The 13,250-nt window shown below is 40.5% G+C and carries 7 protein-coding genes; 6 read left to right on the top strand and 1 reads right to left on the bottom strand.

From position 1 onward, the window contains the following. Positions 1–2: 2 nt before the first annotated feature. A complete protein-coding gene (locus tag OQX61_RS01875) occupies positions 3–2,339 on the bottom strand; it encodes a glycoside hydrolase family 3 N-terminal domain-containing protein (RefSeq protein WP_265839942.1) in 2,337 nt (778 codons plus the stop codon). A 233-nt stretch (positions 2,340–2,572) separates the two neighbouring features. Here OQX61_RS01875 and OQX61_RS01870 point away from each other — a divergent pair, with 233 nt between their 5' ends. The 6 genes from OQX61_RS01870 (at position 2,573) to OQX61_RS01845 (ending at position 13,243) form a co-directional block, all read left to right on the top strand. Then, a complete protein-coding gene (locus OQX61_RS01870; protein WP_265839941.1) occupies positions 2,573–4,906 on the top strand; it encodes a GH92 family glycosyl hydrolase in 2,334 nt (777 codons plus the stop codon). A 412-nt stretch (positions 4,907–5,318) separates the two neighbouring features. Next, positions 5,319–8,375, top strand: coding sequence for a TonB-dependent receptor (locus OQX61_RS01865; protein WP_265839940.1), 3,057 nt, complete (start codon positions 5,319–5,321; stop codon positions 8,373–8,375). A gap of 41 nt (positions 8,376–8,416) precedes the next feature. Beyond that, the gene (locus OQX61_RS01860) at positions 8,417–10,006 is read left to right on the top strand and encodes a RagB/SusD family nutrient uptake outer membrane protein (RefSeq protein WP_265839939.1); all 1,590 of its coding nucleotides are present in this window, start codon (positions 8,417–8,419) and stop codon (positions 10,004–10,006) included. Between the two features lie 224 nt (positions 10,007–10,230). Next, positions 10,231–11,307 carry a type I restriction endonuclease gene (locus OQX61_RS01855; RefSeq protein WP_265839938.1) on the top strand — a complete coding sequence of 359 codons (1,077 nt, stop codon included), beginning with the start codon at positions 10,231–10,233 and terminating at the stop codon, positions 11,305–11,307. Positions 11,308–11,339: 32 nt separating this feature from the next. Next, positions 11,340–12,866, top strand: a complete 1,527-nt coding sequence (locus OQX61_RS01850; RefSeq protein ID WP_265839937.1) for a hypothetical protein — start codon at positions 11,340–11,342, stop codon at positions 12,864–12,866. Between the two features lie 38 nt (positions 12,867–12,904). Continuing rightward, positions 12,905–13,243, top strand: coding sequence for a hypothetical protein (locus OQX61_RS01845; RefSeq protein WP_265839936.1), 339 nt, complete (start codon positions 12,905–12,907; stop codon positions 13,241–13,243). The last annotated feature ends 7 nt before the right edge of the window (positions 13,244–13,250 follow it).

Here is a 13,250-nt window from a genome sequence, read left to right as displayed (position 1 = left end):
ATTTAGTTTATTTGTTTTTGAAGTTGGATTTTATCTGACCCTGATCCGACCATGACGGTGAATGTACTATTGGGCTCAAATGCCTTTTTCATATCCTTATTAATGATAGAGAGGTCGTCTTTTGTCAGCACAAATTCCACAAGCTTTGATGCTCCTGCTTTGAGTTTAATCCGCTCAAAATTCTTCAATTGTCTGACAGGTTGGGAGGTTGATGCAAACTGATTTTTCAGGTAAAGCTGAGCAACTTCGTCTCCATCAAATGCACCGGTATTTTTTAAGGTAAAGGATACCTTATAACTGCCATTCGGGTCTGCTTTGGTAATATTCAGTTGTTCATAGGTAAAGGTTGTATAGCTCTTGCCATATCCAAATGCATAGAGCGGAGTGGCTTCTTCTTCCACATATCGATGATCCAGGGGGCTTTTTCGGTTATAGTGGACGGGGATTTGTCCTACGCTTCGGGGTACAGAAATCGGAAGTCTACCTGCGGGATTGTAATCTCCGGATAATACATCAGCAATCGCTGAACCACCTTCTTGTCCAGGGTACCAGGCACATAATAAGGCATCTGCATTTTCTTTAGCCCAGTTCATATTTAGCGGTCTGCCTTGAATGTAGATCACAATAAGTGGCTTGCCGGTTTTCTTTAATGCCCGTAATAAATCCATTTGTTTGCCCAGCAGATCGAGCGTAGAGCGGTCAAATCCTTCACCACTTTCCATGTCCGAAACGGTTTCAACGGATGCAATTGCAGCACCTGTTGCGGCGTATTCGGTTTTAAAATCGCGCGCACTGGATCCACCTACTACGGCGATGATCACATCTGCTGCTGCGGCGGAGGCAACGGCTTGTGGGATGTTGGTATCTGTGGTATCCCGGATCGAACAGCCCTTAACATAAGTGACCTGTGAATCCGATAGTTTGGAACGGAGCCCTTGTAATACCGTGATGACACTGCCCTCAGCCTGGGGAGCGGTATAATCGCCCAGCATATTATATACATTGTCTGCATTAGGGCCTACAACGGCAACTTTGATTCCCTTTTTCAATGGAAGTATATTGTTTTTATTTTCTAACAGGACAATTGATTCTCTGGCAACCTGACGGGAGAGCAGGATGCTTTCTTTTGTTTTAATCTCTTTTTTAGCTTTCGGGGGATTTACAAATGGATGTTCAAACAATCCCATTTCGAATTTCAGGCGAAGTACCCTTGATACCGCGGTATCAATAAAACGTGCTTCAATTTTTCCTTTTTCTACTGCTGCGATCAGATTCGGGTAGGCATTTCCTCCCAGATCTGCATCTAAACCTGCAGTAAGGGCAAGTGTTGCAGCCTCTGTATAATCTCTTGCAATACGGTGACTGCCTTTTATGCCTTCTATACTTCCCAAATCAGAAACGGTGAAACCTTTAAATCCCCACTCTTTAATTAAGATATCCGTCAGTAAGAAGCTGTTGGAACTACATGGGATACCGTCTATAGAATTGTAGGCGGCCATAATGGATCGGGCTCCTGCTTTTACCGCAGATTGAAAAGGGGGTAAGAAGTATTCCCGGAGTTCGCGTTCTCCAACACTTGCAGCGGCTCCATTATGACCTCCTTCAGGTATCGCATAGGCTACAAAATGCTTGAGTGTGGCTATTGTACTGTAAGGATTAGCAAGTTTTCCTGCTCCTAAACCAGTAATAATGGAAGCGGCGAGTTTACCGGTTAATACCGGATCTTCTCCGTAGCTTTCTTCTACACGTGACCAACGCGGATCACGTGATAAATCTAATACCGGACCGTAACTGATATGACCTCCCTGCAAACGAACTTCTTTGGCAACGGTTGCCGACATGTTTTTTAATAAGGCCTGGTTCCAGGTGGATGCTTGTCCAATGCCTGTTGGAAATACGGTTGTACCAATAGCCATATGACCATGAGGTGCTTCTTCTGCTAAAAATATCGGAATCCCAAGACGGGTATTTTTTAGCATATATCGCTGTAACTCGTTTGCGGCTTCTGCTGACATTTCAGGATTAAGCCCATTGGCCAGTGTCTTTTGTGTCCATGGATCGGCTCTGAATGTTGCCCAGAGCATCCCAATCTGTTTTTCGGCAACGATATCCTTGAACTTTTGAGAGACCGTCACCTTATTTCCCTGTCTTTCGTACATTTCCCATCCCAGAGGACTCAATAACTGACCTACTTTTTCTTTGAGTGTCATTCTACTGATCAAATCCTTAGTCCTGATTTCTATAGACTGGCTGGCATCTTTATACAGTGGCTGCTGGCAAAAAGCAGTCAGGGGAAACGTAAAAAAGGTACAAAATGTCAAAAGACTAAGTTTATTCATATTGCTGGTTCTGGAATGTATGTACATACAAGTATAGTGAAATTTAAATATTACTGGTAAATAATCGAATATTTATCTTTTGACTGCGGTTTTTTTTGAATACCTAACTCTTTATTATCTAATATATTTTAAAGTATTGCCGAATTAAAATATATTTGAGGAGTATGTATGTACATTTAGCTGCCAGTAATCAGTTATTTGCCCTTGCAGGAGTAAAACCTAAATCTTAAACCATGATGAAAAGGATTCTTTTAGTCTCATTAATTAGTATTCAAGCGACGTTACTTTATGCACAAAAAGGGGAGGATCTGGTTCAATATGTGAAGCCGAATATTGGTTCTGCGCATAGCCGGTATTTTTTCTATACGCCGGCAGCTGTGCCTTTTGGAATGGCAAAATTAGCGCCGAGTACAAATGGGAGTGAAGGAAATGCATCAGGATGGGAGGCTGTAGGCTATGACGACCGCCACCGTTCGATAGAAGGCTTTGCAAATTTTCATGAGTTTCAGATTGGTGGGATTGTATTTGCACCAACAGTTGGTCCGTTGAAAACTATTCCGGGTAAACAAAAGGAAAAGAATTCGGGATATAGATCTTCATTTGATAAGGCTGACGAGTTTGCTACTGCCGGATATTATCGGGTACGCTTAAAAGATTATAATATAAAAGCTGAGCTTACGGCTACAGAAAGAGTTGGTTTTCATCAATACACATTTCCGGAAACGGACGCTGCCAATGTGATTTTTGATATTGGTCATAAGATGGGCGAGAGCGGACCGGTACTGGATGCTAAAGTGACTTACGATGATCGTCATATCTGGGGCTATGTGGTGACTAAGCCGGTCTATGTTCAGAAATATCAGCAGGGGGCAAATGTGACGATGTATTTTTATGCTGAGCTGGATAAAACTCCCTCGTCTTACGGTGCATTTATTGATAGTACGCAGTTTGAGGGACAAAAAAATATACAGGGAAAGGGTGCCGGCCTATACCTGAGATTTAAAACAAAGCAAGGGGAGAAAATCGGCATCAAAACAGGTCTTTCCTATACTTCTGTAGAGAATGCTAAACTGAATCTGATGAAAGAGGCCAGGGGATTAACTTTTGCAAAGGCAAAGGATAAGGCTATTCAAACCTGGAACAACTCACTGGGTCGGATTGAGGTAAAGGGCGGGCTGTTGCAAGATCGTGTTAAGTTTTACACCGGACTATTCCATGCGCTTTTAGGTAGAGGCCTGGCGGATGATGTTAATGGGGCCTATCCTAAAAATGACGGCAGCATTGGTCAGATTCCATTGTTAAAAAATGGCAATCCTGTACATCATCATTATAATACAGATGCAATTTGGGGCGCATTCTGGAACCTGACTCAACTATGGGCTATTGCCTATCCGGAATATTATAACGATTGGGTTCAAAGTCAATTGTTAGTTTATAAAGATGCGGGATGGCTTGGCGATGGCATTGCAAATAGTAAATACGTATCTGGTGTTGGAACAAATTTCACCGGACTGGCCATTGCGGCAGCTTATAATGTAGGCATCCGGAATTATGATATTCCATTGGCTTATGAGGCGGTACGAAAAAATGAACTGGAGGCGAAAGGCCGTATTCCCGGAGCGGGGAAACTGGACGTAGGCATTTTTGTGGAAAAAGGTTATTCTCCTTATGTCAAGGATGTGAGCGGGAATCCGGAGTTAAATACACAAGGCTCTCCTTTTGGGGCTTCTCATACTTTAGAATATTCTTTTTCTTCTTTTGCAGCGGCACAATTCGCCAGGTCTCTTGATCAGTCCTCAGATTACAAACAGCTATCTAAACTTTCAGAAGGCTGGAAATTACTCTATGATCCGGCGACGAAATTTATCAGACCGAAAGATAGTGCGGGAAGATTCCTGGACAAGTTTAATCCTTTCGAATCATGGCGTGGTTTTCAGGAAGGCAATGCCTGGCAGTATACCTTCTATGTGCCACATGCTCCGGAAGAGTTGGTTAGTTTGGTTGGAAAAGAGACTTTCAGCAACAGGTTAGATAGTATTTTTACGATTTCTCAGAAAAATGTATTTGGGGGAGGAACGCATATTGATGCCTTTGCAGGAATTGAAGGGTTGTATAATCATGGAAATCAGCCAAACCTACATATTTCATGGTTATTCCATTATGCAGGGAGGCCGGATCTGAGCCAGAAATGGGTTAGGGCAATTTGCAATGAGTTTTATGGCACTGATGGCATCCATGGTTATGGATATGGTCAGGATGAAGATCAGGGACAGTTAGGCGCATGGTATGTATTATCTGCAATGGGGCTTTTTGATGTAAAAGCGCTGACAGCAGCTGAACCTTCTTTTCTAATTGGCGCGCCATTGTTTGAAACGGTGCGGATTAAACTTCCTAAAAGTATCCGTAAAAACGATTTCCTCATTAAAGTTCATCAACAGGATCCAAATCATCCTTATATCCAGAGCGGAACACTTAATGGGCGGTCCCTGACTGACCTGACGCTTCAGTTTGAGGAGCTGAATAAAGGGGGGGTACTTGAAGTGCTGCTAGGTAAGCTACCCAAATAGCCGGCACTCTATTTTTCATTCTTATATTTTCTTCCAGTCTTCCCGGCATCATTCATTTACCGGGTGATTATCCAGGATCATGCTTAAAATATTCATTAGAAATAGTTTACAATTATTGTTGTTTTTTAGTATGTTTATACATAGCGACATTAAAATAGTCTTTTAATAGGCTTTAAATGAGCGTATTTATTGAAAATAATAAACATAAAATGCTTTTCATTGGTATGTAGGTACATATTGAGAAGAGCTGCTGATGCAGGTGTAAGGGATGAGTATTGACAGGGGAAACTGCGATAATTCTTATGAACTGATCAATATGGGGTAAAGGTACGGTGCCTTTATAAGGTAAATATGATCGGGGGCTTTGAAACCGAAATAATAACCATTAACCAACCAACTAAATCTGTATGAAATGAAAAGAAAGTTTATTATTCTAATGCTGTTCCTGATCTATTTAGGGGGAGACATAAGCACCTACGCCCAGTCGCAACCTGGCATCGTAGTAAAAGGGGTAGTTTATGAAGCTGCCAACCGATCTGTAAGCCTGCCTGGTGTAGGTGTGATGTTAAAAGGCGGTGATAAAAAAACCGTTACTAATACTAACGGAAGTTTTCAGATCGAGGTTCCATCTGGTTCTGTCCTGATATTTAGCTATATCGGTATGCAGAGTCAGGAAGTTAAAGTTCCTGCAAACGGGCAGCTGAACGTGTATATGACTGCTGATAACCAGGCTTTGGACGAAGTAGTTGTAACCGGTTACGGAACACAACGAAAATCTGATGTGACAGGTTCCGTAGCCGTAATTTCTGGAAAAGACCTGCTTAGTGCACCTGTAAATAATGCTTTGCAAGGTTTAAAAGGAAAAGTAGCGGGTGTAAACGTGTTTTTGAATTCCGGATCCCCTACTGGTAGCCCAAAAGTGTTAATCAGAGGACTGGGTACGATCAATTCCTCATCGAATCCCCTGTATGTGGTCGACGGTGTGGTTATGGAAGATGTTCAGTTCCTGAATCCGAATGATATTGAGCGTATGGAGGTGTTAAAAGACGCCTCTTCTACTGCAATTTACGGTGCCCGTGGGGCGAATGGAGTGATCCTGGTAACCACCAAACGTGGTGCTGCTACTGAAGGTGTTACGGTGGGATATGATGGTTACCTCAGTATAGGGGTGTTACCAAAAAAACTAGAGGTGTTGAATTCAGCGGAGTTTTTAGAAGTTATTCAAAAAGGTTTCGAAAACTATAGCAAATATAATCCGACAGGAACGCCACCTGTATTTAGTAAAAAAGATCCCCGGTTATTTGATGCAAGCGGAAATCCCTTGTATGATACAGACTGGCAGGAGGAGGCTACACGTACGGCATTCTCACACAATCACCAGTTAAGCATATTAGGAAAATCAGAGAAATCCTCATTTGGTGCATTTATGAATTATGGAAGAACGGAAGGGATCATGCTCAATAGCTGGCTTGACCGGATCAATTCCAAAATTGTATATGATGCCAAACCAAAGAAATGGCTTTCGGTTGGTTTTAATTTGCTGGTAAACAGCACTAAAGCTAATGAAACTCAGGAAGATGGCGGAGATCAGTCGCCAAGACGTTCGATGTTGGAGATGCCATCTATATTTCCGGTGAAATTTCCTGATGGAGGCTGGTCAAACAGCAGTATGATTACGGATCCTTATTCTCTTGAATCGATTGCTAACCCGGTGCATGTACTGACTACACAGGATAGGCTTAGAAAAAGGAACCAATTATTTGGTAATACTTACCTTACTTTCCATTTACTTCCAGGGTTGGATTTACGGACTCAATTTGGCTTTGATAAAAGAGATAACCTCATCCAAAATTACAGTCCTACAGATTTAATCAATATTTCTGCGCCTTTAGGTTCTGCATCTATTGATAATCAGCATTCCTTTTACTGGCAGGAAGAGACTTATTTAAATTATAACAAGGAAATTGGAGATCATCGTATTAATGCGGTTCTGGGTTTAAGCTGGCAGGAAAGAACGGCAGACAATACCGCTGTTTCTGCTCAGGGATTTTCTGATGACTTTTTCAGGTTTAACAGCATACAGTCTGCTAGTCAGCCGGGAGCGCCAACTTCTTCTTTTGACCGTTGGAGCATGAATTCTTACTTTTTGAGAGGTAGTTATAGTTATAAAGACAGGTATCTGTTGACCGTTACCGGTCGTGTGGATGGCTCATCCCGTTTTGGAAAAAACAATAAATACGGGGTATTCCCTTCCGTAGGATTAGGCTGGGTAGTGTCTAAAGAGAATTTCTTGTCTGGTGTTGAGGCTATTGATGAGTTAAAGTTACGCGCAAGTTATGGTGTGACCGGGAATACAGAAATCCCAACTTATCAATCTCTGGGAACCATTTCAGCAGGGACTATATTGCTCAATGGAACCCGTGTTTCTCAGAGTTTCGTCAATCGTTTACCAAATCCAAACTTAGAATGGGAAAAATCTAAGCAGTTTGATGCAGGATTTGACCTGTCTTTATATAAAAGCAGGTTAAGATTTAGCTTAGATTATTACCATAAACTAACTACAGATCTGTTGTTAGACCGACCAGTTCCAACCTCTACCGGATTTTCTGCGGTTAGAGATAATATAGGCTCTGTTTCGAATAAAGGGGTCGAGGTTTTATTAGGTGGTAGCCCTGTGGTTACTGCTGATTTCCGATGGGAATCTACCTTGAATTTCAGTTTCAATAAAAACAAAATTGAAGCATTAGGTGCAAATAATGAGGATATCTTTCCGGGACCAGGGTTTGTTTCCGGTAGTCAGACGGTTCTGCGTGTAGGCGAAAGTCTAAGCTCTTTTTATGGGTACAAAAGATTGGGAATATGGGGTGTTGATGAAGCAGCTGCCGCCGCTCTTGTAGGTGCAGTACCGGGAACAGCTAAACGTAGTACGGAACGTGGCGTTATCGGTAAAGGTTTGCCGGACTGGAATGGAAGTTTCATCAACAACTTCCGTTATAAGAATCTGGATTTAAATGTCGAATTACAGTTTGTAGCAGGCGTAGATATATTACAGCAGTTTCTTCACTCTACGGAGGATAGAACAGGGTATTCAAATGGTTTCAAATCGACACTATATGAAAGCTGGACACCACAAAATACGAATACCAAAATTCAGCAGATTCGTAATGGTCCTTATTCCGGACAAAGTAGTGAAGTGGATGACCATTGGGTAGCGGACGGATCATACATCCGTGGTAGTGCGATTACGCTTGGTTATAACCTGACAGAAAAGCAAATGGGAAAACTCAATTTAAAAAGCATGCGTTTTTATGTAAGTGTTCAAAATGCATTCTTAATTAAATCGAAATCCTTTAAAGGCTATGATCCGGAAGCAACTTCTTATGGTGATAACCAATGGGGACAGAACATTTATTTCCACCAGTATCCAAAACCAAGAACTTTTACATTGGGCGCTAGTTTCCAGTTTTAAGCTTAGCAAATTGAATATTAACTGAACTCAAAAAATCGATTATGAAACCAACAATCATAAGTTTATTATTAGTCATGATGCTCAGTACATCGTGTAAAAAGTTCCTGGATGAAGTTCCAAAGGACGAAATTTCCAGTGGTCAGTATTTTAAAAATCCTCAGCATGCAGAGAATGCCGTGAACGCCTTATACCGGAGCGGTGCCCCACAATTGTATGAATCAAATCTGGGATCCTACTCTGGTTCGAGAATGATGTTTTTCCCTTACATGACCGGATATATTGATAATGAGTTTAAAGGGCAGGAGATTCATGTTCAGTATGCGCAGAACATGACTTTAAATGGAACCAACCTTTCTTCTTATTTGCAAGGTCTATGGAGTAGCATGTATACCGGGATTTCCAGAGCCAATAATGCAATTAAATACATTCCTATAACACCAGGGGTTTCGGAAGGAAAGGCAAAGCAGCTTTCCGCTGAGGCAAAGTTCTTCAGGGCTTATGGTTATTTTCAATTGGTGCGCATGTACGGGGGTGTTCCCTTAATCACTGAGCCTTATGAAAATATCAGCAATATGGACGTGGCAAAAAGTTCCGTAGAACAGGTTTATAATTTGATTACTTCGGATCTTGAATATGCACTGAATGAAGGTGGCTTACCAGATGTCGCTATGATCAACAATGGTGGACGGATTACTAAAGGCGCTGTGGCTACTTTATTGGCAGATGTTTATTTGACGATGAGTGGTTTTCCTTTGAAAAAGGACATGTCGGCAAAGGCAGCATTAAATGCCAGAATCATCATTAATTCAAATAAATACAACCTGACAGCCAATAGTTTTGATGCCAATGGCAATGCGATTCTAACGAATACCGGCTACAATAAGCTGCGTTTAGCTGACAATTCTCCGAATGAGTATATTTATTACTTTGAGTTTGCGGTTGGGATTGCGACTTCTACTTATTCGTCCTGGGCATTTCCGGCGACAGGTACTTCAGAGACTAAATTTGCGATTACAGCCAATACTTTTGGCCCTTCAGCTAAGTTTTTACTGGGCTACGATAAGACTAAGGATTTAAGGATACAGGAAAGGCAATTTTTCCATTCTTCGATAACCAAAAGTGATGGAACAACCTTAAACTTCGCTACGGCACCATATATGTGGCTGGATGATGAAGCTACCTTTAAAACAGCAACTTCAGGCAAAGACCAACCTATTTACACGTATGCTGACCCTTTGCTGATCGCAGCTGAAGCTATCGCGCTTTCTGAGGGCGTAACCGGCGAAGCGGTTGGATATTTGTCGCAGGTAAGAGGCAGGGCTTATTGGAAAGAGGATATCACTGCAATTAAGACGCAGCTTTCTCAGTTGTCCAAAGAAGATTTTATCAAGGAAGTCTGGAAGGAACGTTATAGAGAATTGGTATTTGAAGGCAGGATCTGGTTCGACATCCAAAGAACAAGGTTGTTCCCTGTTCCGGCAAGTGATGGATCAGGTAATATTTTGTTTGAACCGGTTATTGGTCATGCAAATAATCTTGGTGCTATCATCCAGGAGAAAAATCTGCTCCTTCCAATAGCTACAGATGAATTACAACGCAATGGAAATCTGGTTCAGAACCCAGGTTACTAGCATTTAACCACTTTTTAAGAAGCCCGGATGTTCAAGATTTATTTCTTGAATGTCCGGGCTTTTTTGATGATTAAGAATTCTGTTTCTCCAAAGACCCAAGCTTTCCATCTAAATTCCAACATAAAAGCTTCTAATAATCAGCTTACGGTTTCCCGTAAGGAATGACTTCATAGACTACCTAGTTTTGAGGGGTTGATCAGTTATTAATAATTAAATAGAGTTACATGGATTTTAAAGATGAGATTATTCTGCTTGCATCCCGGGTAGAGAAGATGTTGCCTCAGATACAGACAGAGGAAGCTACTAAAAACGCCTTGGTGATGCCATTTATTCAGATCATGGGATACAATGTTTTCAACCCATTTGAAGTGAATCCCGAATACATTGCTGATTTGGGTATTAAAAAAGGCGAAAAGGTAGATTACGCAATTATGAAAGATGGCGAGCCAACGATCTTAATTGAATGTAAACATCATCTGGAAAATCTTGATCCTCATAACTCTCAGTTGTTTCGGTATTTCCATACGACAAAGGCGAAGTTCGGCTTGCTGACCAATGGACTGGTATACCGTTTTTACACGGATCTGGTTGAAAAGAATAAAATGGATAGTACCCCGTTTTTTGAATTCAGGCTGACTGACGTTAAGGATACGGAACTTGCTGAGTTGAAGAAATTCCATAAATCATATTTTGATGTAGAGAACATTACTAATACTGCAAGTGAGTTAAAATACCTGAATGAGCTGAAAAGCTTACTTCATCAGGAAATTGCGGAACCTTCAGATAGTTTTGTCACTTTTTTTACGAAACAGATATACCCTAAGGTAATTACCGCTAAGGTTAAAGAGCAATTTGCACCAATCATTAAACGCTCTTTCAACCAACTGATTAACGATGCCATTAATGAGCGTCTTAAATCTGCCCTTAATCAGGAAAAGGAGAAAGATACTGCTGAGGCAGTTAAAATTGAAGAGGTTATTGCTGCGGAACCAGCCTCCGGGATCGTGACAACGGAAGAAGAAATTGAAGGTTTTTTTGTGGTTAAATCTATCCTTCGGGAAGCTATTGACCCTAAAAGAATTACTTACAGAGATGCGTTGTCCTATTTCGCTATTCTGCTGGACGACAACAACCGTAAAACCATTTGCAGGTTATATCTGAATGCAAAAAAATATCTGGCAATCCTCGACGAAAATAAGAAAGAGATTAAATATGAAATACAGTCTCTGGATGATTTATATCTCCATGCAAACCTATTGAATGAGGCTGTTCTGAAACTAGAAAGTGTTAAGGCTAAATAATTATCATTAACAGGTATAAAACCATATAAATTATGAAAAAAGGAAATGTTCCGGGTTTAGTCAGGAACGCAGGTATATTTTTGGTGTTATTATTTCTGAGTTCTTGTTCTTTTTTTACCAAAAAAGATCCATTTGAAAAGGCAGGGTTTAGCGTTTATGATGAAGGATTAGGTAAGCGCATTGAGGCTTACCATCATACGCTTCCTCCAAATAATACCACTGTAAAAACAGGCAATCCTGCCATATATATTGATTTTTCTTCTGGTATTAATAAAGCATTTGCTGATCCAGTGATTAAGAGAATGATGACAGATTGTTTTAATACTGTTTTAGCCGAAAAATTCGATGTCTTCAAATTAGGCTCAGGTGAAATCACTGCTTTAAATGTGGCGAATACAACAGAGTTGGGGCAGCAAGTGAATGACGCAAGTCAATATGCAGATATTTATGCTCCGATTCAGTCGGCCGTTGAAAAAATAGTTGAGGGTAATCAAGATGCACTATTGATCACAGATTTTGAGGAATGGCAAAAAGGCAATGAAGTCACAAATACTGCGTTTTTAAAAATACCTTTCTCTAAATGGCTTGCAAAGGGGAATTCCATACACTTCTTTATTGCCGATTATAAAGAAGGAGCTGTTGATAAGCATATTTATTTCACGGTTTTTAATACTGGTCGTTCAAATGAATCCAGTATGATCTCAAAACTTGAATCTAAACTGGCAGCATCAACTACAAGATTTGATTTGTCTAATGCCGCTTATAAGTTGCAGACTAAATACGCCGGTGAGAACACTGGTGGGATATTTTATGATGAGCAGAGTAAAAATAAAAACGTTCTGGACTTAAAAAACAATTATGTCAATGGGCTCAAAGACGGAAAACATTATGAATTCTATCCTTTAGGTATCGATTGGAAAAATATCGACAAGACGCACACTGCTTACGCTGGTCAGGGCCAGTTTAATGATTTTTTCAGAAAGTTATACATTGATCTGAGCAATGACGATAGCTATAAATTTGGTGATTTTGAGGTAAAGGTTTCAGATGTGAGCACAGACTTTGAACAGTTCGCTAAATCTGCGGAAGCTAAAAATCACAAACCAAAATTAGTAAAGGGAAATAACGGAGAGACTAAGGTTGCCGACAATGAAACTGATCTCATTGCTTTGTCCTGCTATAATGCTGATGGGAAACTAAAAGAGGACTGGGACTATAAGCCATTACCTACAAATCCGTTAAATGATGTTTTTATTTTAAACAAGACGCTCTTTACGAACACGAGAACTTCAGATCCTAAGAATGCTGAATTCGGAGTGTCTTTCGACCCGAAATTTAGTCTGAAAAACATTACAAATCCAGATGGCCTTGTTAAAGTAGATCTTGTATTAAATAATGCGAGCCCTCAAACAGATAACGCAAAACTGTCAAAATTCCAATGGGTTAATGCTAAAAAGGTACCAAACATAGCTTTGTACGAGTCTATCAAAAACACCTTAGCTGATGTAAAACCGGCAAATCAAGTCATCTATTCCTACTATATCAAAACTATACAATAACCAAACTAAACAATAATCAAACGTAATCATTAAGAAAAATGGAATCCATCACCGCATATCTCATCTCCTTCCTCACAGTTTTAGTATTTCTACTAGTAGCGGCTGTTAGTGCCAATGCTATAAAATTTGAAGGGGGAAGTAACCCCAAAGATCCTCAGGCCCGAAAGACTTGGTTTTGGATTCTGGCCATTTTAAACCCGGTAGTCGGCTTTTTGTTAGGGTATTTTCTATTCAAACCCGATGGGAATATCATGGTAGTCAACGATTATGTATTTGCTTTATGCATGGGAACCGTAATTGGATTTTTCTTATACCTGATTGCAGGTTTTGTAATGAGTAAAGTGTTTGCAAACGGCAAAATCGGTCATTGGTTTTAATTTCCTA

Source organism: Pedobacter sp. PLR (assembly GCF_026239675.1).
Classification (GTDB): domain Bacteria; phylum Bacteroidota; class Bacteroidia; order Sphingobacteriales; family Sphingobacteriaceae; genus Pedobacter.
Note: the sequence above shows the minus strand (reverse complement) of the source record. Positions and strands in the feature narration are given on the sequence as shown.

What these genes read in the sequence shown, in the direction of transcription:
- OQX61_RS01875 (WP_265839942.1), bottom strand. Translation starts at nt 2,339, where the DNA reads ATGAATAAACTTAGTCTTTTGACATTTTGTACCTTTTTTACGTTTCCC.
- OQX61_RS01870 (WP_265839941.1), top strand. Translation starts at nt 2,573, where the DNA reads ATGATGAAAAGGATTCTTTTAGTCTCATTAATTAGTATTCAAGCGACG.
- OQX61_RS01865 (WP_265839940.1), top strand. Translation starts at nt 5,319, where the DNA reads ATGAAAAGAAAGTTTATTATTCTAATGCTGTTCCTGATCTATTTAGGG.
- OQX61_RS01860 (WP_265839939.1), top strand. Translation starts at nt 8,417, where the DNA reads ATGAAACCAACAATCATAAGTTTATTATTAGTCATGATGCTCAGTACA.
- OQX61_RS01855 (WP_265839938.1), top strand. Translation starts at nt 10,231, where the DNA reads ATGGATTTTAAAGATGAGATTATTCTGCTTGCATCCCGGGTAGAGAAG.
- OQX61_RS01850 (WP_265839937.1), top strand. Translation starts at nt 11,340, where the DNA reads ATGAAAAAAGGAAATGTTCCGGGTTTAGTCAGGAACGCAGGTATATTT.
- OQX61_RS01845 (WP_265839936.1), top strand. Translation starts at nt 12,905, where the DNA reads ATGGAATCCATCACCGCATATCTCATCTCCTTCCTCACAGTTTTAGTA.